This window comes from Clostridium sp. CAG:265, from assembly GCF_000436575.1.
Classification (GTDB): Bacteria; Bacillota; Clostridia; order Clostridiales; family Clostridiaceae; genus Clostridium; species Clostridium lentum.
In genome coordinates, this window is sequence record NZ_FR886583.1 from 12,204 (window position 1) to 37,010 (window position 24,807).

24 protein-coding genes are annotated in these 24,807 nt (G+C 29.5%); 1 reads left to right on the plus strand and 23 read right to left on the minus strand.

Features of this window, described 5'->3' with window-relative positions:
- Nucleotides 1–11: 11 nt before the first annotated feature.
- The 11 genes from Q5O29_RS01810 to Q5O29_RS01860 all read right to left on the minus strand — a co-directional run bounded on the left by Q5O29_RS01810 (nucleotide 12) and on the right by Q5O29_RS01860 (nucleotide 10,145).
- Nucleotides 12–695 carry a F0F1 ATP synthase subunit A gene (locus tag Q5O29_RS01810; protein ID WP_022167331.1) on the minus strand — a complete coding sequence of 228 codons (684 nt, stop codon included), beginning with the start codon at nucleotides 693–695 and terminating at the stop codon, nucleotides 12–14.
- Nucleotides 696–1,058, minus strand: coding sequence for an ATP synthase subunit I (locus Q5O29_RS01815; RefSeq protein ID WP_022167330.1), 363 nt, complete (start codon nucleotides 1,056–1,058; stop codon nucleotides 696–698).
- A 519-nt stretch (nucleotides 1,059–1,577) separates the two neighbouring features.
- On the minus strand, nucleotides 1,578–2,759 hold the full coding sequence (locus Q5O29_RS01820) for an acetyl-CoA C-acetyltransferase (protein WP_022211316.1): 1,182 nt from the start codon (nucleotides 2,757–2,759) through the stop codon (nucleotides 1,578–1,580).
- 300 nt (nucleotides 2,760–3,059) lie between these two features.
- Nucleotides 3,060–3,554: a dCMP deaminase family protein gene (locus tag Q5O29_RS01825; protein ID WP_022211317.1), complete on the minus strand. Its 495-nt coding sequence runs from the start codon at nucleotides 3,552–3,554 to the stop codon at nucleotides 3,060–3,062.
- Between the two features lie 170 nt (nucleotides 3,555–3,724).
- The gene (upp, locus tag Q5O29_RS01830) at nucleotides 3,725–4,354 is read right to left on the minus strand and encodes a uracil phosphoribosyltransferase (RefSeq protein WP_022211318.1); all 630 of its coding nucleotides are present in this window, start codon (nucleotides 4,352–4,354) and stop codon (nucleotides 3,725–3,727) included.
- 37 nt (nucleotides 4,355–4,391) lie between these two features.
- Nucleotides 4,392–4,841, minus strand: a complete 450-nt coding sequence (rpiB, locus tag Q5O29_RS01835) for a ribose 5-phosphate isomerase B (RefSeq protein WP_022211319.1) — start codon at nucleotides 4,839–4,841, stop codon at nucleotides 4,392–4,394.
- An 81-nt stretch (nucleotides 4,842–4,922) separates the two neighbouring features.
- Nucleotides 4,923–5,972, minus strand: a complete 1,050-nt coding sequence (locus Q5O29_RS01840; protein ID WP_022211320.1) for an L-threonylcarbamoyladenylate synthase — start codon at nucleotides 5,970–5,972, stop codon at nucleotides 4,923–4,925.
- A 7-nt stretch (nucleotides 5,973–5,979) separates the two neighbouring features.
- Nucleotides 5,980–6,579 (minus strand): hypothetical protein, encoded by a 600-nt coding sequence (locus Q5O29_RS01845; protein WP_022211321.1) that lies wholly within the window; start codon nucleotides 6,577–6,579, stop codon nucleotides 5,980–5,982.
- Nucleotides 6,580–6,631: 52 nt separating this feature from the next.
- Nucleotides 6,632–7,717, minus strand: coding sequence for a peptide chain release factor 1 (gene prfA, locus Q5O29_RS01850; RefSeq protein ID WP_022211322.1), 1,086 nt, complete (start codon nucleotides 7,715–7,717; stop codon nucleotides 6,632–6,634).
- A 70-nt stretch (nucleotides 7,718–7,787) separates the two neighbouring features.
- Nucleotides 7,788–9,542, minus strand: a complete 1,755-nt coding sequence (gene prmC, locus Q5O29_RS01855; RefSeq protein WP_022211323.1) for a peptide chain release factor N(5)-glutamine methyltransferase — start codon at nucleotides 9,540–9,542, stop codon at nucleotides 7,788–7,790.
- A gap of 15 nt (nucleotides 9,543–9,557) precedes the next feature.
- Entirely contained in the window at nucleotides 9,558–10,145 is a 588-nt protein-coding gene (locus Q5O29_RS01860) for a thymidine kinase (protein WP_186835149.1), read from the minus strand.
- A gap of 212 nt (nucleotides 10,146–10,357) precedes the next feature.
- Here Q5O29_RS01860 and rpmE point away from each other — a divergent pair, with 212 nt between their 5' ends.
- On the plus strand, nucleotides 10,358–10,564 hold the full coding sequence (gene rpmE / locus Q5O29_RS01865) for a 50S ribosomal protein L31 (RefSeq protein ID WP_022211325.1): 207 nt from the start codon (nucleotides 10,358–10,360) through the stop codon (nucleotides 10,562–10,564).
- 42 nt (nucleotides 10,565–10,606) lie between these two features.
- Here the strand turns inward: rpmE and rho are convergent, their stop codons facing one another.
- The 12 genes from rho to Q5O29_RS01925 form a co-directional block, all read right to left on the minus strand.
- The gene (gene rho / locus Q5O29_RS01870) at nucleotides 10,607–12,031 is read right to left on the minus strand and encodes a transcription termination factor Rho (RefSeq protein WP_243166634.1); all 1,425 of its coding nucleotides are present in this window, start codon (nucleotides 12,029–12,031) and stop codon (nucleotides 10,607–10,609) included.
- A 338-nt stretch (nucleotides 12,032–12,369) separates the two neighbouring features.
- The gene (locus tag Q5O29_RS01875; protein WP_022211327.1) at nucleotides 12,370–13,968 is read right to left on the minus strand and encodes a CTP synthase; all 1,599 of its coding nucleotides are present in this window, start codon (nucleotides 13,966–13,968) and stop codon (nucleotides 12,370–12,372) included.
- A gap of 157 nt (nucleotides 13,969–14,125) precedes the next feature.
- Entirely contained in the window at nucleotides 14,126–14,335 is a 210-nt protein-coding gene (locus Q5O29_RS01880) for a hypothetical protein (protein WP_186835129.1), read from the minus strand.
- Between the two features lie 220 nt (nucleotides 14,336–14,555).
- Nucleotides 14,556–14,972, minus strand: coding sequence for a DUF1934 domain-containing protein (locus Q5O29_RS01885; RefSeq protein WP_022211328.1), 417 nt, complete (start codon nucleotides 14,970–14,972; stop codon nucleotides 14,556–14,558).
- A 106-nt stretch (nucleotides 14,973–15,078) separates the two neighbouring features.
- The gene (gene spoIIR, locus Q5O29_RS01890; RefSeq protein WP_022211329.1) at nucleotides 15,079–15,702 is read right to left on the minus strand and encodes a stage II sporulation protein R; all 624 of its coding nucleotides are present in this window, start codon (nucleotides 15,700–15,702) and stop codon (nucleotides 15,079–15,081) included.
- Nucleotides 15,703–15,775: 73 nt separating this feature from the next.
- Nucleotides 15,776–16,618, minus strand: a complete 843-nt coding sequence (ispE, locus tag Q5O29_RS01895) for a 4-(cytidine 5'-diphospho)-2-C-methyl-D-erythritol kinase (RefSeq protein WP_022211330.1) — start codon at nucleotides 16,616–16,618, stop codon at nucleotides 15,776–15,778.
- Nucleotides 16,619–16,842: 224 nt separating this feature from the next.
- Nucleotides 16,843–19,452 carry a cyanophycin synthetase gene (cphA, locus tag Q5O29_RS01900; RefSeq protein ID WP_022211331.1) on the minus strand — a complete coding sequence of 870 codons (2,610 nt, stop codon included), beginning with the start codon at nucleotides 19,450–19,452 and terminating at the stop codon, nucleotides 16,843–16,845.
- Nucleotides 19,424–20,269 (minus strand): cyanophycinase, encoded by an 846-nt coding sequence (locus Q5O29_RS01905; RefSeq protein ID WP_022211332.1) that lies wholly within the window; start codon nucleotides 20,267–20,269, stop codon nucleotides 19,424–19,426. Before Q5O29_RS01905 ends, cphA begins: the two co-directional genes overlap by 29 nt.
- Nucleotides 20,270–20,376: 107 nt before the next feature.
- A complete protein-coding gene (locus Q5O29_RS01910; protein WP_022211333.1) occupies nucleotides 20,377–21,945 on the minus strand; it encodes an SPOCS domain-containing protein in 1,569 nt (522 codons plus the stop codon).
- Nucleotides 21,946–22,307: 362 nt separating this feature from the next.
- A complete protein-coding gene (locus Q5O29_RS01915) occupies nucleotides 22,308–22,544 on the minus strand; it encodes a Veg family protein (RefSeq protein ID WP_022166413.1) in 237 nt (78 codons plus the stop codon).
- A gap of 244 nt (nucleotides 22,545–22,788) precedes the next feature.
- Nucleotides 22,789–23,673 carry a sporulation peptidase YabG gene (gene yabG, locus Q5O29_RS01920; RefSeq protein WP_022211334.1) on the minus strand — a complete coding sequence of 295 codons (885 nt, stop codon included), beginning with the start codon at nucleotides 23,671–23,673 and terminating at the stop codon, nucleotides 22,789–22,791.
- Nucleotides 23,674–23,798: 125 nt separating this feature from the next.
- On the minus strand, nucleotides 23,799–24,797 hold the full coding sequence (locus Q5O29_RS01925) for a CotS family spore coat protein (protein WP_022211335.1): 999 nt from the start codon (nucleotides 24,795–24,797) through the stop codon (nucleotides 23,799–23,801).
- Nucleotides 24,798–24,807 lie beyond the last annotated feature (10 nt).

Consider the following 24,807-nt stretch of genomic DNA (forward strand, 5'->3'; position numbering starts at 1 on the left):
CCTCCTAAAAATTAATGTTCTGCTACGACTTTCATATTTATCATTGTTAACATAACAAAGATAACCATTTGAATTGTTCCATCAAATACATCAAAATATGCATGTAATGGTACTGGAAGCCCTATCTGAGCTATCCATGCAACTTTTTCAAGTGATTCATACACTAGCTCAACGATAAATGACGCTGCTAGTATGTTACCAAATAATCTTAAAGACAATGAAACTGGAAGCATTATTCTCTCAATTATATTAAGTGGCAACATGAATAACATTGGCTCTCCGTAACCTAAAAAATAATGTCCTAGTCCTACTTTCTTAATTGCATATCCTTGTATTGCAAAGAATGAAATTAATCCTAAAGTAAGAGCTACACTATAATTCTTTGTTGTTGGAGCTATACCTATAAGTCCTAAAAGGTTCATAGGTAAGATAAATGCTGCTATAGTTCCTATAAAAGGAATTACATCCCTATATTTTTCTCCCATATTAGCATCTACCAAATTCATTAATGATGTGTAAATATATTCTACAACAATTTGTTTTTTACCTTCTGGTCTTCGTTTTAAATCTTTTGTTGACCACCAAGCTAATACTCCAACTAATAATATTACTATTAACTGAATTATTGCTTCTGGTTTTATATCTAAAGCAAGACCTCCGATGTAAAAGGTATAAATGGCTTCGCTAACATCCATTTAATCACTTCCTTTCTGGCTCTTAATCCAACCAAAAATTATAATTGGAAAATGTGTTATAAACCCTGCTAAATATAAAAGAAGATGATATTTATTATTTGCAAAAATTAATGCAATTATTATTACTGTTGAAATTCTAATAAATGTACTTACTACGGAAAATACATTTCCTTTTCCTGCATTTAGACTTTTGTCAAGAATAATACCTCTAATCACAAAGTTTAGCATAGCTATTATTATTCCTAATAAAAATATAAGTGCACCTTTAGGATTTATAAAGAAAATAATTAATGCAATAATTGACCCAAATAATATGTCCTCTTTTATAACAAGCTTTAAAAGAGCCTTCATTTCTATAGTCATATAAATCTCCTCCAGTAACTCTTGTATTATATTCCCGTTAAATAATTAATTAAAACCTCATATTTTTCAATTTCTTATGATTTATTCATTTTACATAAAAAAAATCAGTAATTTAGTTCTTTTTTCTTACTCAAGCTACATTTTTCAGCGTTTTTTATATAAAACTTGAAAGAAAATTCCCACCTATGCAATTGTCAGAATTTTCTCTCTTTTAATTTTAATATATTAATTATGATATCATTTTCATATTTGTATTTTATTAATTTTTTAAGTATTTTTTTATCATTTACTGCTATTTAAGGATTTCTATAAGGTATTTTATATTATATTGCAGAAATAAAATGAATAATTTAAATTGAAATTATTCATTTTATTTCACAATTTATTTATATAAAAATTTCTTTTGCTCACAACATATTTCTTATATACTTCTATTTTTCTTGGTTTCAGCAAAAAAACAAGAAGCATTCACTTATGAATACTTCTCATTTTTTTACTAAACATAATTAATTATGAGTGTTATCTTCTTTCAACTATCATGGCAGTTCCCATTCCACCACCTATACAAAGTGTTGCCAATCCCTTCTTAGCATCTCTTCTTTGCATTTCGTGTAATAAAGTTACTAATATTCTTGCACCAGATGCTCCAACTGGATGTCCTAATGCCACAGCTCCTCCATTTACATTTACTTTTGACATATCAAAGTGTAAATCTTTTGCAACAGCAATACTTTGTGCTGCAAAAGCTTCATTTGCTTCAATAAGATCCATATCTTCTACAGTTAAATTTGCACTTTGCATTACTGCCTTCGTTGCATGGAATGGTCCATATCCCATTATTGCAGGATCTAGTCCTTTATGTCCGTAAGATACTATTGTTGCTAAAGGAGTAACACCAAGTTCTTCTGCCTTTTCTGCACTCATCACTACAAATGCAGCTGCGCCATCATTAATCCCTGATGAATTACCTGCAGTAACCTTTCCATCCTTAATAAAACATGGTTTTAATCTAGCTAATCCTTCTATTGTTGAGCCAAATCTTGGTCCTTCATCTGTATCAAAAACTTTTGGTTCTCCTTTTCTTTGTGGGACCATAACTGGAACTATTTCATCTTTAAACTTTCCTTCTTTAATAGCCTTTTCAGCCTTTAATTGTGAATTAAGTGAGAATTCATCTAATTCTTCTCTAGTTAATCCCCATTCCTTTACTATATTCTCAGCAGTTACACCCATGTGATAATTGTTAAATGCATCACTTAAAGCATCTTTTATCATAGTGTCAACGATTTTTCCATCTCCCATTCTTTGACCCCATCTAGTAGTTTCTAATGCATATGGTGCCCTGGACATATTTTCCATACCACCTGCTACTACTACATCACAGTCACCAGCTTTAATCATTTGAGCTGCTAGAGCAACACTTCTAAGCCCTGATCCGCATACCATATTTATAGTCATTGCTGGAATTTCTATTGGAAGACCAGCCTTTACAGCAGATTGTCTTGCAACATTTTGTCCTAAACCTGCTTGTATAACATTCCCCATTACAACTTCATTAACTAACTCTGGCTTTATACCAGCTCTATTTACTGCTTCTTTAATTACTAGTGCTCCTAAGTCTACAGCTGGAATATCTTTTAGTGATCCTCCAAAAGTTCCTATAGCTGTCCTTACAGCACTTGCTATTACAACTTCTCTCATAAAATTACCCTCCAAAATTTACAATTTAATGTAATAAATGTTAAACAATTAACAATTTAATTATACATCTCTCTTTTTCCATATTCAACCAATTTTAAAAATATTTTAACCTTTTTGCATTTTATAATATTTATAGTTGCTTTTTAAAAATTCTATATTTCGAAGGATATTCTTTCATCTTTTTCTACATATAAAAAAATAGTACTACTTAACCTTTGAAATAACATAGACTAAATTTTAACTATCAATTTAATCTATTTATTTTACAAATTCAAATAATACTATTATTCATAAATATAATTATATTAATGATTTATCTAATGATAATTCAATTTTAAAATGTTCTGGTTCTAATTGAGTTAATTTAACTCCTGCAGCATTTAACATTCTTTTTGATGCCTTTACTATATCTGTTTCAGCATATTTATCACTTAAATATACTACTTCCTTTATCCCTGATTGTATTATTGCCTTTGCACATTCATTACAGGGAAATAATCCTACATATATTCTACATCCAGTTAAATCTTTGCCTTTACAGTTTAATATTGCATTTAATTCACCATGAACTACATATGCATATTTTGTATTTAACGTATCGCCTTCTCTTTCCCAAGGAAATTCATCATCAGAACATCCCTTAGGAAATCCATTATATCCTATACTTTCTATTATATTATTTTCATTTACTATGCATGCACCAACTTGAGTACTTGGATCTTTACTTCTTTTTCCTGATAAAAGTGCAACAGCCATGAAATAGTCATCCCACGATAGATATTCTTGTCTTTTCATCTTATATCCTCCTTTGTTTTTTAAATTATACTACTGCACATTATTTTTTTCTATACTAAGTATTAATCATAATAATTTTATTTACTCTTTTTCTTTACAACTTAAGTAACAATGTTAAATCTTTATATGCTTGTATATAAAAAAACGAAGCCTAAGCTTCGCTTTTTATATTATTTAGTTCCAAATAGTCTGTCTCCAGCATCTCCAAGACCTGGTACAATATATCCTTTTTCATTTAATTTTTCATCTATAGCAGCAACATAGATATCTACATCTGGGTGTTGCTCTTGCACTAATTCAATTCCATTTGGAGAAGATATTAAGCACATTAATCTAATTTTCTTTGCTCCCCTTTTCTTTAATAAAGTTATGGCATCTGCTGCTGACCCCCCTGTAGCTAACATTGGGTCAACTACAAAAATATCTCTTTCTGCTATATCTTGTGGAAGCTTACAGAAATATTCTACTGGTTGAAGAGTTTCTTCATCTCTATATAATCCTATGTGACCTACTTTTGCTGCTGGCACTAGGTTTAATATACCATCAACCATTCCAAGACCAGCTCTTAATATAGGTACTACAGCTAATTTCTTACCTGATAACATCTGACATTTTGTTGTACAAATAGGTGTTTCAATTTCAACTTCCTCTGTACTTAAATCTCTAGTTGCTTCGTAAGCCATTAACATAGATACTTCTTCTACTAATTCTCTAAAATACTTAGAACCTGTATTTTTACTTCTAATAAATGCTAATTTGTGTAATATTAAAGGATGATTAATTTGTGTTACTTTACTCATATGTTACCTCCAAATAAAAAAATAATCTTAATAATTATTATTTACTATATTTTTTTTCTATGTCTGTTATTTTGGCAATTCTTGTAGTATGTCTCCCACCTTGGAATTCTGCACTAAGGAATGTCTTTACTATATCTATAGCAAGACCTTTTCCTACCACTCTTTCTCCCATAGTAAGTATATTTGCATCATTATGTTCTCTAGTGGCATGTGCACTAAAAGTATCAGAACATAAAGCTGCCCTTACTCCTGGAACTTTGTTTGCCGCTATTCCTATACCAATTCCTGTCCCACATATTAGTATACCAAAATCAAATTCTTTGGCAGCTACTGCTTCAGCAACTGGTAACGAAATATCTGCATAATCACACGATTCTTCTGTATAAGTTCCAAAATCTTTAACTTCCATACCTTCTTCTTTTAAATAATTTAAAATTTCATTTTTTAAATTTAAACCGCCATGGTCACAGCCTAAAGCTATCTTCATACTCTACTCCTCCTTTAATAAATAAATTCTCAAGTTAATTTTTTTTATAAAAAAGGAGAATGGTAACCCACCCTCCCCTTATCATACTTTGATAATGTCATAGCCTGCAGCTTTATTAAGTCTATTCATAATTGCCAGACCAACTCCATCTTCTTCAAACCCTTGGCATAAAATATATTCTACACCTAAATCATCACATTTTCTTAAAGTTTCAAAAAGATTTTTTGCTATTTCATTTAAATTATCTTTTCTTCCCAGTGATAAAACTTCGCAATTTTTAAATCTATCTATATTTTCATCTGTAGTTATAATTGCTACTTTATTATTATTTTCAATATAATTTTCTAACATTTTGCACATTATTTCAACTGTTTTTTCATTTTTTCCACTAATAATTTTCAATTTAGCTTTTGGTGCATAATGCCTGTACTTCATCCCTGGTGCCTTTGGCTTTAAATCTTCTGATGGTTTTTCCTTTAATGCTTCATCTATAACTATATTTTCATCTACAGTTCTCAGCATTTCTAAGGTAATTCCACCTGGTCTAAGTACCATTGGAGGGTTTACTGTGCAATCAACTATGGTAGATTCTACCCCAATATTACTTCTTTCTCCACCTAAAATATAATCAATCTTTCCATCTAAGTCTTCTACACATCTTTCCATATCTGTAGGACTAGGTCTACCAGATATATTAGCTGATGGTGCTGCTATAGGTACTCCTGCTGCTTCTATAAGCTTTAGTGCTATTTCTGAATTTGGCATTCTTACCCCTATAGTAGAAAGCCCTGCACTTGTCTCATCTGGTACTATATCTTTCTTATTTAATATTATAGTCATTGGACCTGGCCAGAACTTATCTATTAGCTTTTCTGCCACTTTAGGTATATCCTTAACAAACTTTTCAATACTTTTAGAGCATACATGGATAATAAGAGGATTATCCTGTGGTCTACCCTTAGCTAAAAATATTTTCTTTACAGCTTCTCCATTTAATGCGTCAGCTCCTAGCCCATAAACTGTTTCTGTTGGAAAAGCTACTGTTCCACCTAATTTTATTATGTTTCCTGCTTCATTAATAAAATCTTTATCTTCATTTAAATTTCTTATTATGGCTACTTTTGTTTTCATTAGCCTTTTACCCTCTTTCATTAAAATTAATTTGCCCTCTAGCTATCTTTATACTTTCTATGGCGGCTGGAGTATATGCTGATTTAACACAGGTAGTATATATATTTTCTAAAAAAATATATTTTCTTAAACTTCCATTTCTTATTATCTGAAAATAATAAGTTTGTTCTTCATTGATTTTTTTTAATCTATTATATTCACGCTCAACTTCAGGATATCTTTTTAAAAATCCCTTTACTATAGGTCTAGCCTTCTTATTTCTAAACTTACTTGATGTTACAATTATTATCTCAAGTTCTTCTCTATCTTTATTGGTATGCACAATAGCCACATTATCACATAGTATTATGCTTTCTCTTAAAAATAATCCCTGCCTTATTTTAAACCTGCTATTATAATATTTAAATTTCAAAGTACATATATTTATCCTTGCCAGTATTGCTATTAAAATTAAAAATTCAATAATTGCTATATATACATAAACAAATGTATTTTTTAAGTTTGCTAAATAAGCCAAAGTTGGTATTAACACAGACAAGATACCCATTATAATAAAAAATATATTTTCTTTTTTTCTTATTCTTTTTAATGCTCTATTTATTTCCATACTACTTTTTACTTATTGAAAAAGCCTTACAAATTAATGCAAGGCTTTTTAATTACATTGAATCAGTATTTCCCATTGCTTTCATTTTTTCTGCTTGATCTGCAGTAATTAAAGCATTGATTACTTCATCTATATCTCCATTTAAGAATGAATCTAATTTATATAATGTTAATCCAATTCTGTGATCTGTTACTCTTCCTTGTGGATAGTTGTAAGTTCTTATTCTTTCACTTCTATCCCCTGTTCCTACCTGGCTCTTTCTATCTTCAGCTATTCCAGCTAATCTTTCTGCTTCTGCAACTTCATATAATCTAGCTCTTAAAACTTTCATAGCCTTTTCTTTATTCTTAAGCTGTGACTTTTCATCTTGGCAAGCAACTACTGTTCCTGTAGGTAAGTGAGTAATTCTTACTGCTGAATCTGTAGTATTAACACATTGTCCACCATTACCAGATGATCTATAAACGTCAATTCTTAAGTCTTTTTCATGGATTTCTATATCAACATCATCAACTTCTGGAAGTACTGCTACTGTAGCTGTTGATGTATGAATTCTTCCTGAACTTTCTGTATCAGGAACTCTTTGAACTCTATGAACTCCACTTTCATATTTTAACTTAGAATATGCACCAGCACCTTTTATCATAAAAACAACTTCTTTGAATCCACCAAGGTCATTTTCATTTGAACTCATAAGTTCTACTGACCATCTATTATTTTCGGCATATCTTGTGTACATTCTAAATAGGTTAGCTGCAAATAGAGCTGCTTCATCTCCACCAGCTCCACCTCTGATTTCAACAAATACGTTCTTATCATCATTTGGATCTTTTGGTAATAATAATATTTGTATCTTATTTTCTAATTCTATTTCTTGTTCTTTTAACATAGAAATTTCTTCAGATAACATTTCTCTCATTTCTTTATCTGATTCTTCTTCTAACATTTCCTTATTTGCTTCAAGGTCTTCTAAAACCTTTTTATATTCTCTATATGCTGTAACGATTATCTCTAAGTCAGCATGTTCCTTACAAAGCTTTCTCCATTCTTTTTGGTTAGCCATTATAGAAGGATCTGATATTTTTACTGAAAGCTCTTCATATTTATTTTCTGTAAATGCTAATTTATCTAATAACATAGTATCACTCCATACTGTTTTTTTTCATATTGAAATATTATATCATATTTAATCTAATTATATCAAGATTTTAGAAATTTCCTATTACTACCCTGTCTAATCCTGCTAAATCTTGAATAACTTTAATATTTTTAAACCCATTTTCTTCCATCAGAACTTTTACCTTCTCACCTTGATCATATCCTATTTCAAATGCAAGTATACCATTTTCATTTAACACCTTACGGCTCTCAGAAACTATTATATTATAGAAATCCATTCCATCTTCTCCACCAGCTAGAGCTGTATGTGGTTCATAATCTTTCACATCTTCCATTAAATCATCAATTACTTCATCAGCTATATATGGAGGATTAGATACTAATATATCATATTTCTTGCCATCTTCTATAACTTTATTCAATAAATCACTTTTAATGAATTCTGTTCTTTCTTCTAAATTATGTTTAACTATATTTTTTTTAGTTACTTTTTCAGGTATAGGATAAAAATCAACTAAATCTACCTTTATATTATTTCTTAAAGCTGCTAATGATATGCCGATAGCTCCACTTCCACAACACAAATCACATATACTTATAGCCTCTTCTTCACCTATATATTTTAGCACTTCTTCAACTAAAACTTCTGTATCTCCCCTTGGAATCAAAACTCCTTCTTCCACATAAAAATCTAATCCCATAAATTCAACATCTTTTAATATATATGCCATAGGCATTTTCTCTTTTCTCTTTTTAATAAGTTGTTTAAACTTATTTTCATTAAGATTACTTACTTCCTCATCTTTATTTAATATTAAATATATTTTATCTTTATTTAACACCTTTGTTAATAATAACTGGCAGTCTAATATATAAGTATCTATTTCTGCTTCCTTTAACTGCTGGTTACCATATATGAGAAGTTCTCCAATAGTCTTCATATCTTTTATCCCCTCTGCAGCCATCAATGACTTGATTGCAACTTCTATTTGCATGTCATCTGGCTCTTTTGTTGTTAGTTTTTGTAGCATCAGCCCTGGATAAGCAATTATCTTGCTAAGCTTACTTTCTGACCTTCCTAGCCATTTAATTATTTCATAGCTTATTCCAGCTACTACTGGTAATAATACTATCCTAATTATTATACGTTCTATAAAATTGCCCCAGCCTGTAAAAGTATATAATAATATACTTACAAACATAGTAAGAAATATAAAATTAGTTCCACATCTAGGATGTAACCTGCTTTGTTTTTTTACATTTTCAATAGTAAGCCTCTGCTCATTTTCATAGCAAAAAATTGTTTTATGTTCTGCACCATGATATTGAAATACTCTGTAAATATCCTCCATATTACTTATAAGAAACATATATAATATAAGTATAGCAATTCTGATGGATGCTTCTATTAAATTTAAAATAATGCTAGAAAAGCCAAAGGTTTTAAATATAGAAGCTATAGAAGTTGGAATACCAATAAATATTCCAATAGAAACTACAAATGATAGCATCATAGTTAATGTAATAATTAAATCACCAGCTAATTTTTCACCAAATACATCTTTTATCAATTTTTCAAATGCGCTTTCCTCTTCTTCCTCTTCAAAAAATGATGCTGAATAGTTTAATGTCTTTATGCCAATAATTAATGAATCTAGCAAGGCCGTTATTCCTCTTATAAATGGCAATGATAAAATTTTATATTTTTTAGTTAATGAAACTGTTTTTTTTACACTAACCTTTATTTTACCCTTTGGTGTTCTTATTGCTGTAGCCATACCTTTGGAGCCACGCATCATAACACCTTCAATTACAGCTTGCCCCCCTACATCACACTTTCTCATATCATCACACTTTCATTATTTATTATTTTTATGTCTAAAGTAACAATGTCCACATAAAGATTCATACTGCACATTATCAATATTATCTATAGCTACCTGCTCACCTTCAAAAACAAATTCCCCATTTATCTTTCTACCATTTAAGATAGCCTTTCTGCCACATTTACAAATGGTCTTCATCTCTTCTATGCTGTGAGCTAATAATAAAAGTCTTGTACTTCCTTCAAAACCTTCCATCATAAAATCAGTTCTTAAACCATAGCATATAACTGGAATATCAAGAACCACTGCTATTTTAAATAACTGGTCTACTTGTTCCTTAGTCATAAATTGAACTTCATCAACTAATATACAATTTACCTTAAATTTAACTTCTTGCCATTTTTGTATTTCTTCATAGATATTCATTTTTTCTAGACAAAGTATATCAACTTTTCTTTCTACACCTAATCTTGAAACTAATTTATCTCCACCCTTTTTATCAGTTGCAGGTTTTATTAAGATAACCTTCATTCCTCTTTCTTCATAATTATGTGCCACCTGCATCAAATGAGTAGACTTTCCTGAATTCATTGCTCCGTATCTAAAATATAATTTACTCATCATATCTCTCCCTCTTCTGTAATATCTACTCAGATTATATCATTTTAACTGTTATTTAATAAAGATGTTTTTATTTCCTATAATTCACTTATTCCTGATAATGTTTTATTGATGCAATTTTATTGACTGCTTATTAAATTGTGTGTTATACTTTTTAAAGTCATTGGAGATTTTACTTTAATGATATATTTTTATTGAAAGAGGTGAAAAATATGAGAGAAGGCATACATCCAGAATACCATCACGATGCAGTGGTTAAGTGTGCATGTGGAAATACTTTTACAACAGGTTCAGTTAAACCAGAATTAAAGATTGATATATGTTCAAAATGCCACCCATTCTTCACTGGTAAGCAAAAAATCGTTGATATCGGCGGTAGAGTTGATAAATTTAACAAGAAATTCGGTCTTAACAAATAAGATTGTTTTTAAAAAAACGGGAAAGATATCTTTCCCGTTTTTTTATTTCTTCATAACTTCATTTTTTATGAATAACTCCATAAATTCTTTATTATTCTTAGTTTTTGATAGCATATTTATTAATGTTTCAGTAATACTTTCTATATTTCCATCTCTATTCATATTTTTTCTTATAGCAAAAGCAACTTCTTTTTCTTCATCTGATAATAATAAGTCTTCTTTTCTAGTACCTGACTTATAAATATCTATAGCTGGGAATATTCTTCTTTCTTGTAGCCTTCTATCTAAATGAACTTCCATATTTCCTGTTCCTTTAAATTCTTCAAAAATCATATCATCCATTCTTGAACCTGTTTCTACTAATGCCGTAGCTAATATTGTTAAACTTCCTCCTTCTTCTATATTTCTTGCAGCTCCAAAGAATTTCTTTGGCATTAATAAAGCTCCTGGATCAAGCCCACCTGATAAAGTTCTTCCTGTTGGTGTTATAGTTAAGTTATATGCTCTTGAAAGTCTTGTAATACTATCCATAAGAATAACCACATCTTTACCTTGTTCAACCATTCTCTTTGCTCTTTCAAGAACCATTTGTGATACTTTAGCATGATTTTGTGGTTCTTCATCAAAAGTAGAGTAAATTACATCTCCTTTAATAGATCTCTTCATATCTGTAACTTCCTCTGGTCTCTCATCTATTAATAATACTATAAGCTTTATATCAGGATAATTCTTTGAAATATTTTGTGCTATTCTTTTTAATAATGTAGTTTTACCTGCTTTAGGTGGTGCAACTATTATCCCTCTTTGTCCCTTTCCTATTGGACACATAAAATCCATAAGTCTTGAAGATAAATCCCTACCGTTATCAGTTTCTAAATGTAATCTTTCATTAGGATATATAGGAGTCAAATTTTCAAAATTCTTTCTTCCTATAGCCTTATCTGGTGATTCACCATTTACCTTTTCCACAAATAATAGTGCTTTAAACTTTTCACCATCTTTTGCTTCTCTTACTTTTCCTTCTACTTCATCACCTGTTCTTAAGTTAAACCTTCTTATTTGTGACGGTGAAACATATATATCGTTTTCTCCAGTAAGATAATTACTACATCTTAAAAAACCAAAGCTATTGTTTTCTTGAATTTCTAAAACCCCTTTAGAAGAATTAGATTCATTAATCATAACCTTTAATCTTTCCTTCTTCTCTTCCTTTTCTTCTTCTGTTACATTATATCTATCTCTTGAATCGCTTGCATAAGCTTCACTATTTACATTTTCATCTATATGTATACTAGCTTCTATGTTTCTATTCTTAGGTGCAATTTTTTCTGTTAAAATTACCCCATTCTTTTCTATTTTATTAGGAGTTATTTTCACTAACTCTTCAATTAATTCACTTTTCTTTAATTTACTAATATTTTTTATACCTTTTTCCTTAGCTATTTCTTTTAAGGTAGCTAAAGTCATTTCATTATAGTTTTCTGTTTCCAAATTTATACCTCCATAATATTTTATATTTTTTTGGGATTCATTTAAGATTGCACTTTTAGACTTGAAAAAATGAATTGAAATAAAACCTTAGTATTTGCATATATAATTATCCATCAATAATATACATATTTCAATAAAAAGTTATACTATAAGATTATCCTTTTTTATAATTTATTATACCAAGTATAATCATAATAACATTCATAAAGTTAATATTGTTTCCATTATTGGACTATTTGCCGTCAAATTGTTGCCAATACTGGGCACACCTAAAAAAAAGTACTGCAATTTTTTATTGCAGAACTTCTTATTAATTATTTTTCTAAAGCAGCCTTTATTAATCCTGTGAATAGAGGATGCGGTCTGTTTGGTCTAGATTTTAACTCTGGATGGAATTGTGCTGCCACAAACCACTTATGATTTGGAATTTCTACAATTTCAACTAATCTTTCATCTGGACTTGTTCCTACTATTTTCATTCCTGCTTCACTTATTTGTTGTCTAAATTTATTATTAAATTCATATCTATGTCTATGTCTTTCTGATATATTTTCTTCACCATATACTTCAAAGGACTTGGATTCTTTATTTAATATACATGGATAAGCTCCTAATCTCATAGTACCGCCTAAATCTTGTACATCCTTTTGATCATTCATTAAATCTATTACTGGATACTTTGTTTCTGAATCTATTTCTGAACTATTAGCTCCTTCATATCCTAAAACATTTCTAGCAAATTCAATTACTGCTGTCTGCATTCCTAAGCATATTCCTAAGAAAGGTATATTATTTTCTCTTGCATATTTGATAGCTTCAATCTTTCCTTCTACTCCTCTATCACCAAATCCACCCGGAACTAAAATACCATCAACATTATTGAATATGTTCTTAGCATTTTCAGCAGTAACATCTACAGCATTTATCCACTGTATCTTAACATTCGCTTCATTAGCAAGTCCACCATGGTTTAAAGCTTCTACTACCGAAATATATGCATCATGTAATTCTACATATTTACCTACTAAAGCAATAGTAACTTCCTTCTTAAGATTTTTCATTCTATCAACCATATCAATCCATTCGTTATTGTTGATATCTATGCATCCTAATTGTAATTTTTCAACAACTAGCCTATCTAATCCTTCTCTATGTAACATTAATGGAACTTCATATAAGCTATTGGCATCTAAGTTCTGTATAACATTTTTAGCTTCTAGATTACAGAATAAACCTATCTTACTTCTTAAACTTTCATTTAATGGCTTTTCTGATCTACATACTATTATGTCTGGTTGAATGCCAATGCTTCTTAATTCCTTCACTGAATGTTGTGTTGGCTTAGTCTTTAACTCTCCAGCCTTTCCTAAGTAAGGAACTAAAGTAACATGAATAAAGCATACATTATCTCTTCCTACTTCATATTGTACTTGTCTAATTGATTCTAAAAATGGAAGCGATTCAATATCTCCTACTGTTCCACCTATTTCAGTTATAACTACATCAACATCTGTTTCTTTACTAACTGCATAAATTCTATCCTTTATTTCATTAGTTATATGAGGTATTACTTGAACTGTTCCTCCAAGGTATTCACCTCTTCTTTCCTTAGCAATTACATCTCCATATATTTTCCCTGTTGTAACATTATTGTTTTTGCTTAAGCTTTCATCAATGAATCTTTCATAATGTCCTAAATCTAAATCTGTCTCTGCACCATCATCTGTAACAAAAACTTCTCCATGTTGATATGGACTCATTGTACCTGGATCCACATTTAAATACGGATCAAACTTTTGAATTGATACCTTTAATCCCCTATTTTTTAATAATCTCCCTAATGATGCTGCTGTTATTCCCTTTCCTAAAGCTGATGCAACACCACCAGTTACAAAAACATATTTAGTAGCCATTATTTTTCCTCCTAATTTATATTTTTAATGTTGACACTTGATTTTATCTTTGATATAATATAAATTACCCCACTAATTACACAAGCGGGGTAATCCTTAATTCATAAATAAAATCATATCACATTAGTTATATTTTATCTAGTGTTTTTTGTCTTTTTTAAAAATTTTTCTCTATCTTTTCCTCTAAGTAAAAGAAATTATCTCTAAATTCCTTATTCATCAGTAATTTTTCTTCAGCTTTTACTATATTATTCTTGATTGTCTTATCAGATTTCAGCTGAAGCTGATCCTTTATGAGCCCTTTATCTAAGCAATTAAATTTTCTCATTAATAAAAGTAGTAAGTATTTACATTCTCTTCTTTTCATAATTACGCATATTTCTTCATCATCAATTCCATAAAATTGAGCAATAATTTGTATAATTACTAGATACTTTTCTATATATATTCACTCCTTTCCCCTTTTTATATAATTATTTCCATATAAATATATAACTATGCAGTTATTTAGAATATACCAATATTAATTACTTATATTTATTTTAAAAAAATCACAAGATAATTAATAATTACCTTGTGATTTTATCTTAATTAGCTCTAATCTTAACTTTAAGCTCTATAGTTATTCCTGACTGCCCTTCTAATCCTAATATATATTTAGTATATACCACTCCACCATCATCATCCATATCTATATCTAATTCCTTTGTATATATATTTATATTCATCATTCCATACGGAGTATTATATAAAGAAACTACTTCTTCTCCTTTTTTGAATTCCATTCTTGTAGTAGTAGAACCTTCTCTTTCTAAAATTAATGCCTCATCTTTTATAACTAAAGTAGTAGTTGTTCCATCCATGCCTGATATTTCCGACTCTTCATACACAGCCTTAAATTCACTTTCTCCTAAATGAAACTTTCCTGGCGTAACTACTTCTATTACTTCATCTTTATTTAAATCTGAAAAACTTCTTACAGATATTATTGCACTCTTTTCCATATTTCCTCCTATTTTACGTTAATTAAATATTTTTCTAACTTTTTATATTTCATTGGAGATACATTCATTTCCTTTACTCTATTATACTCTAGTCATATTTATTCCCCTAATTATTTTTTAAAATATCTTTTATTAGTTCTACTATTTTAAATTTGCATTTTATATTATTGTTTTCTTCATCATTATCATCAACAAGAACTTCTTTCAAGTTACTTGAATCAACATCACCTTTTGTCTCATCTACAAAACATAATGGTGGAAACATCACACACCACCAGTTATGACCTTCACCATTTCCGATGATAATTCTAAATGCTTCATAATTCCCTTGTGGAAATAAATAATCTCCATAAACCTTATCTGGAAAGTTTTCTCTTGATATCATTGTCTTAGCTTCATAATCAAAACCATTTTCCCAAAGTACATTTATTGCTATATTATTTACCTCTTCTATATTATCCATTAATATATTTCTTGCTTCATCTACTTCTGTAGCATCCTTTAACTGAATATTAATATAATCAATAACTTTATCTCTTACTAATAACTTAACAGCTTGATCTTCATCAGAATCGCTATTTGCAATAACATGAAATCTAATAAGCTTGTCTTTAATTTCATCATAATTTAAGCTCACTAGTTGTGCCTCCAAGCATCCCTCATTAGTTGAGCCTACTAAAATACCTATGCAAATTATAAAAACTAAAAATATACTAAAAATCTTTTTCATACTTATAACCCCCTATATGAGTTAAGTATTGACATACTTTAGGGGATTATTCATATTTATCTATTTTTTATTTTTATATTGTTCTTGTAATAAATACATCACTATATTTCTTTTTCATCTTTTCAAAACATTTTTGTGCCTTTAGCATATCATCAAAAAACGCAAAGACTGTTGGCCCGCTTCCGCTCATCATTGAATTTATCGCTCCACAAGCATTCATTTCTTCTTTTATTTTTATTAATATCTTATGTTTTCTTAATGTAACATTTTCTAATAAATTTTTCATATTACTTGCTACAAAATTTAAGTTATCATTTTCTATAGCATTGATTATCTCTGCTGTCTTTGGATGTTGTTTAACTTTTTCTAAATTGAAATTCTTATATACCTCTTTAGTAGAAACTCCAAATGCTGGCTTAACTAATACTATTATTTTATCTTTAAATGACTTGATAGGAGTTATTATCTCACCAATTCCTTCACATAATGCTGTGCCTCCATGAATGCAATAAGGAATATCTGCACCTAATCTTAAACCTAGCTCCATTAATTCTACCTCAGTTGCATTAACATTAAATAATTCATTCATTACTTTTAATACAGCTGCTGCATCTGTACTTCCACCTGCAAGTCCTGCTGAAACTGGAATATTCTTTTCTATATTTATTTTAACTCCATCAACAATATCATATCTTTCTTTAAAAATTTCAGCTGCTTTATATGCTAAATTTCTATTATCCACAGGAACATAACTTTTATTGCATTCTAAAGTTATTCCATATTTCTGCTTCTCAACTTCAATTTCATCATATAAATCTATATTCTGCATTATCATACTTAATAGATGATAACCATCTTCTCTTTTTCCAACCACATCTAAAGATATATTTACCTTACCGTATGCTTTAATTTTCATATATTCAAATCCTTTCGACGAAAGCCTTTTACTTAATCTGTCATAATCATATATTTAATTCTTCAAACTCAAATATATCTAAACTTTATAACTATTATTATATATAGTATTTTATCTGTAGTAAATATATCTTTTATTACATAAAATTTTTGAAAAAGTGGGTAACATAAAACTTCTTATAAGCAAATTAAGAAATTAAATGTTACCCAATATTTATCACTTATTCAATTAATTTTTTTATATCCATTTTCCTCTTGCTCTTTTCTAAAGTACTCAATAACTTCTAATAGAGGCTTTCTCTTTTCAAAGAATACAATTACCGTATCTCCTCTCTTTGCTTCCATAAGTGCTGTTCTAAACGCTTCAACCTCATCTAAAATTACTTTTAAATCTGAATCTTTATTTACTTGAAGAACTCCATTCTTGATTAGTTCTGCTATCTCACCACATCTTCGCCCTCTTCTATCTTTATCTTCTTTAATTATTATCTTATTTAAATTCTTCCCACTAAGCTTACCTATTCTTACAGCATCATTATTACTTCTATCTCCTGGTATCCCTATAACACCAATAATATTACCCTTTGCCAATTCTTTAAGAGATGATAAAACCTTTCTATATCCATCAATATTATGACCATAATCTAAAATTGCTTTTACCCCATTGCAGTCATAGATATTAAATCTACCTGAATTATCTTTTTCATTTAATTCAAATTTGCTAAGCCCTATTTTTATCATGCTATAATCTACTTGCATTGCTATTAAACTTGCACAAGCTGCCATAACATTTTCAATGTTAAATTCCAATACACCATTTAAAGTTATTGGTACATCTTCAACCTTTATTACTCTGTATTCTCTACCGTAGTTATAAACACATATATATCCTTCTCTTAAATAAACACATATATTATCCTTATTAATTGCTTCTAAAATATAATCATTATTGCAATCCTTTGAAAAATATATTATTTGCGCCTTTATCCGCGGAATAATATCCAAACTATATTTATCATCAGCATTTACAACTACAAATCCATCTTCTTTTACAGCTTCTGCCACTAAAGACTTTACCATGCATAAATCTTCCATATCTTCTATACCATCACAACCTAAATGATCTTCTGTAACATTAGTGATTACAGCTACATCTGCCAAATCATATGCTAAGCCTTTTCTGATGATTCCACCTCTAGCAGTTTCTAATACAGCCACATCAACATCTCTATTTAAAAGTACACAAGTAGCACTATCTGCTCCTGTATCATCTCCATTATCAATACAATTGCCATCTATATATATGCCATCAGTGCATGTCATACCCACACAATATCCCATTTTCATTAATATACTGCTAATAATTCTAGTTGTTGTTGTTTTCCCATTTGTTCCTGTCACTGATATAACAGGGATATTTTGCACACTATTATTGTAAAGCATATTGATAACCTTTTCACCTATATTACGTGATTTACCGTAAGAAGGATATACATGCATCCTTAGTCCTGGTGCTGAATTAACCTCTAATATCACTCCATTACCCTTAATTGATTTTGTAATATCTTTAGTACAAATATCAATTCCACAAACGTCTAACCCAATAGCTTTTGCGGCTCTTACACATATTTCTTTATTCTCATCGCTTATTGCATCGGTATAATCAACAGCTATTCCACCTGTAGATAAATTAGCATTTTGCCTTAAAAATACCTTTTTCCCTTTTTCCAGTACAGTGGATAAATGATAACCTTGTTCGTTTAAATAAATAAAATCAATATCTATTTTAGTAAGTGGCTTTTCATGATTTCTTCCTCTATTTTCAGTGGAATTAATATCTTCTACTAACTGCTCTATATTTTTTAATCCATCACCTATTATAAAAGGAGGAATTCTTTTTGATACAGCTACCACTTCATTATTTACAATACAAACTCTAAAGTCATCGCCTTCATGATACTTTTCTATGATTATATCTTTAAATTGATTCTTTAAATAATCATAGGTCTTTACTAATTCCTTTTTACTTCTTATATCTACAAAAACTCCCTTGCCCTTACTACCAAATTGTGGCTTTAGCACCACCGGATAACCTATTTCATCGGCAGCTCTTAATAAATCAAGTACATTGCTAACTTTCTGCCCTCTTGCCACTGGCAAATTTTGAATATCTAAAAGTTTTTTTGTAATAAGCTTATCACAGGAAATATCCACTGCTACACACCTTGTTTCACTGGTTATAGCCGCTTCAATGCATCTTCCTTGCTTGCCATATCCTATCTGATAGAAATCTCCATTGCCAATATCTATCACTGGCATATTAAACTTTTCTGCTCCTTTTATAATTTCTGCCGTGCTTGGGCCTATAGCCTCTTCATTAATTATTTCTCTTATTATGCTTAATTTCATATTAATATCTATATTACTTCCCTTAATTAGGCTATTTATTATTTCAATAGCCAACTTAACAATTTCCATTGCTGCCTTTTCATATTTATATTGAAATACTATGATGTAGATATCCCCGTTTTTTTCTCTTGCCTTTCCATACGCTAAATTAATACCTACACTATTTTGCAAAGCAATAATAATATGCTCACATATATGTGCTAGATATGTGCCTTCCTTTAATCTTTTAACAAAACCGCCTTCTTCATCAATGCCACATCTATGGGTATATAATTCTGGAACTAATTCTAAAAGTCTTTCATTAAAAGATTCAATATCTTTGCTGGCAATTTCCGAATATCCTTCCAAATCTACTTCTAGCTTTATACACTTTTTATGTGAATATATATTTCTCCCTTTATAAACTGTGCTGCTTATCATTTTCATAAAAATTCATATCCTCCTCTAAAGGCGCCTTTTTAAGTAAATTAAATTTATTTCCTTCTTTTAGTACATGTAATTTAACATTAAACATGCTTAGCACTTCATTACTATACTGCTCAGAAACATTGCTATATCGTATGCTACTGCCATCAACAAAATATACTGCTCCTGATCCAACAACTTCAGCTATACCTTCATCACTGACAATTATTGCTGTATCTTCATCTATGCCAATCCCTAACACTTCTGGATTTTGTGCTATTCCTGTCAAAAGCCTTCCTAATCTTCCCCTTTGTGCAAAATGCTGATCTATCATAATATTTTTTACCAATCCTAATCCTGGTGACATTTTCAAAGTGCATTTTCTTGGTGATTCATCATCTTTTCCTTCTATTATCATCGTATCACTCATAACTGAAGCTCCTGCCGAAGTTCCCACAATAGATGCTTTACTCTTACATAAGCTTTTTATAGCTTCATTAATTGGAGTCCCCCCTAATATACTAGTTATCCTAAGTTGATCTCCACCTGTAAAAAATAAAACACTACACTTCTTTACTAAATTTATATTTTCAGTTACATAAGCATCAGTTCGACATTTTATATCTAATTTTTCAATATTCTTTACACCTAAGGATTTAAAGGCCTTTTCATAATTTTTAAAGCTTTTTTCTGGATATTCTGTAGCTATAGTTGCAATTAAAATCATATCCTTTTCCCTATTAATACAACTTACTACTTTCTTTAATATTTCCTTATCGCCAACTTTATCTTCTGCCCCTCCAATGATAATTAAATTGCCGACAACTTTTTCACTCATCATCTCACCTCAAATCGTACGTTTGTTATTTTATCCATAATATCAACTCATTATTCAAAAAAAGGTAATCGCAAATGCGATTACCTTTTTTGGGGTTAAAAAGTTAATTAAAAAATAGCTCTTCCTGGTATTATAAGCTTTTGACCAATGATTATTATTTCTGGATTTTCAATATCATTAATCTTTACCAATTCTTCAATGGTTGTATTATATTTTTTAGCAAGCTTCCATAAGGTATCTCCTTTATCTACAGAATAGATTATGACAGATGCTTCACTTTCTGCTCGTCCATTTTCACTTTCCACAACATCAACTATCCATTCTTTATTGACCTTATAAGAAACCTTAGCCCATACACTTAAAGTAATTCTTACTCCTATAGTATTAGCTTCAATAATTGAGTCTATTGTTTCCATTTGTACCTTACTAACTACATCCATATCTTTATTAGTACCCTTCAAGTCTATTGCTGTAGTGAAAGGAACTTCTCCTGTACACATATTTATCCTGCTTATCTCATCAGCAGTTCTATATAGTGCTGAAACCTTTACTACTCCTTCTAATTTTATTTTATCATTTTCAACGCTTTTATCTGTAATAACAGGGCATCCTGACGTCATTATAATTGACCCTATCTTTTCTTTATCATCATCTAAAGATATATTATCTTTCAAAATTACCTCTGTATTTACCATACCATGTATTAAGCCAATATCATGATTATTCTTTATTAAGTCTATTGGTTGTGATGGACAATATGCATCATTTATTAAATCAATCTTCTCCTTAGATAGGACTTTAACTACGCCTTTAGCTAAGAACTCAACATTGATAATTCTATTTTCCCCTAAATCATCTAAAGTTACTATATAGTCACTATTTACTATATCCACTTCATTATACGCCATCATATCAGCATTACATCCAATAAGCTCTTGCTCTTTAGATAAATATACATCATCATTTAAAAGTACGATATCATCAGTATCTTTTCCCTTATATAAAACTTCTACTTTACAATAACAGCCAAAATATATCTTATCTTCTCCTAGCTTAGTTTCCTTCTTATGAAGATTTAATGAACATTGTAATATATCTTCTATTTCTGGCTTATCCATAGTAGCTTTTAAAATTGATTTTCCCATAAGTTCTATTTCTTTATCACCAATTACCTTATTTATCTCTTCAGTTTCCTTTTGAACTTGAATATCTGAACTTCCTTCCAAATCCTTAATAAATTCAAATTCATCAATCTCATAAATATGCCACTTTGTAGTCCTAACTCCTTCTATGGCTATTTTTCTCTCATTCATAATATTAGCTTGTATATGTTCTACTACACATTCAACATCACAAAGGACTTTATGTTCTATACCAGTGAGTTCTAGATAATCTGCAAACTTTTCTGATAGATTTACAGAATTTATTCTCTCTATATCACTTTCATCAATAGATAAGTATAAAACAGTATAGGTTACAACACCTTCAAGCATAACTTTATCAGCTAAAACTTCTTTATTGGTCACTGTAGCCTTTGCATCAACTCCTAAGATTTCATGTACATCTGGATGTGAATCCTTAATTAAGTATTCCCCTTTCAAAATATTGCTTCCAGTACTTTCTCTTAAAAGCTGTTCATATTGAACATTTTCTTTAATGACATCTATTTGTGACATAGTATCCCTCCTATAGCTTAACTACTATAATATATATTTCCCTAACTATATATTTATTCTAATAAATGATATTTGTTAACACTTTCAAATAGCTTTTTATAATTTTCTAAGAAAACTTTTATGAAAGATATAATTTTATAAACATCATGTCGAATCAAAGACGTAATTTAAGTTTTTTTTATATTTTTTTAATATATTGTTGACAACATTAAAAATATGTCGTATTATAAATATGGTTATTGACCATATAACCTCTCATAAATTCTCAATACCCTTTTATACCATAGTTGAAAGATGGATACCCGCCATCTTTCTTTTTTTATATATAAAAAAAGACTTCGATATTTATTCGAAGCCTTTAATTATACAGCATAATACAACATAACTGTTTTTGTCAAAACATCTGAATAGCTATATGTCACGGTCCTTTGGGTGTCATTGTCTAATCTAACAACGAAAATACTTGGATGAACGCTTTCAATTATTCCATCATTGACTAGAATTTTTTTTCTGCCTCCATTGGCTTTTAAGGTTACTTTTTCACCTACATGCCTTTCAATATCATTCCTAATTGTTGCTAAAGTCCTGTTTCTTTCCATGAAAACACCCTCTTTCTAATATAAATTTTACTCCTTTTTTTTCCATTTGTCAAATAAAACAAAATATTTTATCATCTTTATATACACTTGTCAATGTAAACTTTTACTTTTTAGATAATATTATCAATCCATTAATTATTGTTTCAAATTTTATAAATTTTATACAGTAACTCTAAAATTTTATTAATTTTTATATCTTATATAGCTGAACTATATCATTCAATACAGCTCAGCTATATACTAACTATATATAATTTGACCTTGGATATCCTTCACGGTATTTCCCTCTAGTCTGCAATCCACCAATGCCCTTAATCCCAGTAATAGTACCTTCAACTAAATCTGTTATAGAAACAACTTCATCTATTTTGGTATAGGCTATTTTTTCACAAACAAAAACAGGATCTAGACAATGTATAAGAACTCTGCTTGGTGAACTAGCAAAATTAGCTCCTGCATCTAAAAGGCATTCATAACATGATTGGCAAGCTCCTGCAAATATCACTAGCTCATCATAGCTGGAATTATAATCTCTCAATGCCTTGACTGCTTCAATATAATATTTAGTATTTCTATAATTTTCAAGATCTAAATAATCATCTGTACTCTTTATCACACTATCATGTCCTGTAAGAACTACAATATCAGGCTTTACTTCTTTGACAAGATCTATTACTTTAGTCCATTGCTCCTTTTCTGCTATTGCTTTTCCTACTGCATCTAAAGATAGTTGCTTATAAACCTTTAAACATGTTTCTAAGTATTCTTCATCACCATCTATATGAAGTATTTTCCCTGGTCTACCAAAGAACATATCATTATTTACAGCTTGTGCCTTTGTATTTTTATTAATACGACAATTTATCTGTTCTCTCATACCAATTCTTTTCTGCATGCTTTTTGCTTTTTTCATTGCTTCATTTACTCTATTATTTAATATCTTTTCCTTTTCTTCCACATATACATAATCTACAACTTCTAAATCATCTTTAGGTGAATCTGCTATTATTCTTATGCTTAATCCCTTCAAAATACAATATACTTTTCCCCTTACTTCCTTTATATCTATAATTCTAAATATTATGTCCTTATCATATGACTTTCTCACAACAATATCGCCTATTTTCATATGCATCTCCATATTTCATATTACTATTTTATAATATGAGAATAATCGACTCTTTGTTTAATGAAATATTTACTTTTATTTAGCAAGATAAAAAATAGAGCTGTTTCTTTAAACAGCCCTATTTTTTAAAGGGAATATTCCTTTTTAAAATCATCTAAAAACTTAGTAAACTTCTCTTGTTCATTTATTATACTTTCAATTTTATTAGAAAAAGTATTTTGTCCCCAATTAACCTCATTATAATAATATCTATTCGCTAACCTCCAGTATCTCTGTGGGAATTGAAGATATGCATAAAGCACTTTATATTCATCATCTCTTAAAGGAGATACACTATTATATGCATTGATTATCTCCTTAGCATACTCTAAGTTCCAGTTACATCTCTTAAGCACCTTAATCATAAAATTTGAAATATCATAAGCTCTTATTTCCCTCTTGCAATAATCAAAATCAATTATATTTACCTTATTATCATCAGTAAGTATTATATTATGATAAGTATAGTCATGATGGCAGAATCCTTTATTCCTTTCTGCAATTTCACAAAGTTCTATATAATTTGATTCCTTTAATGTCATCAAGGCATTTTTACCAATTTCCTTATAAAAATCCATAGATTTAAGATATAACATATCGAAATTAGTCTTATTATTTCTCTTTCTTATCATATCTCTCATTTTATCTAATGATTTTATTCTCTTTTCCATGAGGCTAGTCCATCTACCTAAATCTGTTTTTAGCTTAGAATTCTCTGGAGGATCATACCCCTTAGAAGCTTCATGTAATCTGGCTAAAGTTTCAGCTGCTAATTTCACCTCTTCTAAATTATGAAAGTCACATTCTCTTCCATCTAGCCATTCAGATAGGGTGTATAAATCCTCATTTACTAAAGCATAAGGCTCACCTTCATTATTTAAGAAATATCTATCTACAGATTCAAACCCATTCTTTATGAGATGCTCTTTTGCTCCATAAACAAATAAGAGTTTTTGAGGTCCATAATTAATTTTCTTTAGACATCTTTCGCCTTTATTAGTTTTTAAGTAATATACACCTTTATTAGCCTTTATAATATCAATTTTTATTTGAAACTGCCTCTCTATTTCAAACTCTCTCATCATTTTTATCACC

Coding starts and splice junctions, on each gene's coding strand:
- Q5O29_RS01810 (WP_022167331.1), bottom strand. CDS start 695: ATGGATGTTAGCGAAGCCATTTATACCTTTTACATCGGAGGTCTTGCT.
- Q5O29_RS01815 (WP_022167330.1), bottom strand. CDS start 1,058: ATGACTATAGAAATGAAGGCTCTTTTAAAGCTTGTTATAAAAGAGGAC.
- Q5O29_RS01820 (WP_022211316.1), bottom strand. CDS start 2,759: ATGAGAGAAGTTGTAATAGCAAGTGCTGTAAGGACAGCTATAGGAACT.
- Q5O29_RS01825 (WP_022211317.1), bottom strand. CDS start 3,554: ATGAAAAGACAAGAATATCTATCGTGGGATGACTATTTCATGGCTGTT.
- upp (WP_022211318.1), bottom strand. CDS start 4,354: ATGAGTAAAGTAACACAAATTAATCATCCTTTAATATTACACAAATTA.
- rpiB (WP_022211319.1), bottom strand. CDS start 4,841: ATGAAGATAGCTTTAGGCTGTGACCATGGCGGTTTAAATTTAAAAAAT.
- Q5O29_RS01840 (WP_022211320.1), bottom strand. CDS start 5,972: ATGAAAACAAAAGTAGCCATAATAAGAAATTTAAATGAAGATAAAGAT.
- Q5O29_RS01845 (WP_022211321.1), bottom strand. CDS start 6,579: ATGGAAATAAATAGAGCATTAAAAAGAATAAGAAAAAAAGAAAATATA.
- prfA (WP_022211322.1), bottom strand. CDS start 7,717: ATGTTATTAGATAAATTAGCATTTACAGAAAATAAATATGAAGAGCTT.
- prmC (WP_022211323.1), bottom strand. CDS start 9,542: ATGAGAAAGTGTGATGTAGGGGGGCAAGCTGTAATTGAAGGTGTTATG.
- Q5O29_RS01860 (WP_186835149.1), bottom strand. CDS start 10,145: ATGAGTAAATTATATTTTAGATACGGAGCAATGAATTCAGGAAAGTCT.
- rpmE (WP_022211325.1), top strand. CDS start 10,358: ATGAGAGAAGGCATACATCCAGAATACCATCACGATGCAGTGGTTAAG.
- rho (WP_243166634.1), bottom strand. CDS start 12,031: ATGACTTTAGCTACCTTAAAAGAAATAGCTAAGGAAAAAGGTATAAAA.
- Q5O29_RS01875 (WP_022211327.1), bottom strand. CDS start 13,968: ATGGCTACTAAATATGTTTTTGTAACTGGTGGTGTTGCATCAGCTTTA.
- Q5O29_RS01880 (WP_186835129.1), bottom strand. CDS start 14,335: ATGAAAAGAAGAGAATGTAAATACTTACTACTTTTATTAATGAGAAAA.
- Q5O29_RS01885 (WP_022211328.1), bottom strand. CDS start 14,972: ATGGAAAAGAGTGCAATAATATCTGTAAGAAGTTTTTCAGATTTAAAT.
- spoIIR (WP_022211329.1), bottom strand. CDS start 15,702: ATGAAAAAGATTTTTAGTATATTTTTAGTTTTTATAATTTGCATAGGT.
- ispE (WP_022211330.1), bottom strand. CDS start 16,618: ATGAAAATTAAAGCATACGGTAAGGTAAATATATCTTTAGATGTGGTT.
- cphA (WP_022211331.1), bottom strand. CDS start 19,452: ATGAAAATGATAAGCAGCACAGTTTATAAAGGGAGAAATATATATTCA.
- Q5O29_RS01905 (WP_022211332.1), bottom strand. CDS start 20,269: ATGAGTGAAAAAGTTGTCGGCAATTTAATTATCATTGGAGGGGCAGAA.
- Q5O29_RS01910 (WP_022211333.1), bottom strand. CDS start 21,945: ATGTCACAAATAGATGTCATTAAAGAAAATGTTCAATATGAACAGCTT.
- Q5O29_RS01915 (WP_022166413.1), bottom strand. CDS start 22,544: ATGGAAAGAAACAGGACTTTAGCAACAATTAGGAATGATATTGAAAGG.
- yabG (WP_022211334.1), bottom strand. CDS start 23,673: ATGAAAATAGGCGATATTGTTGTGAGAAAGTCATATGATAAGGACATA.
- Q5O29_RS01925 (WP_022211335.1), bottom strand. CDS start 24,797: ATGATGAGAGAGTTTGAAATAGAGAGGCAGTTTCAAATAAAAATTGAT.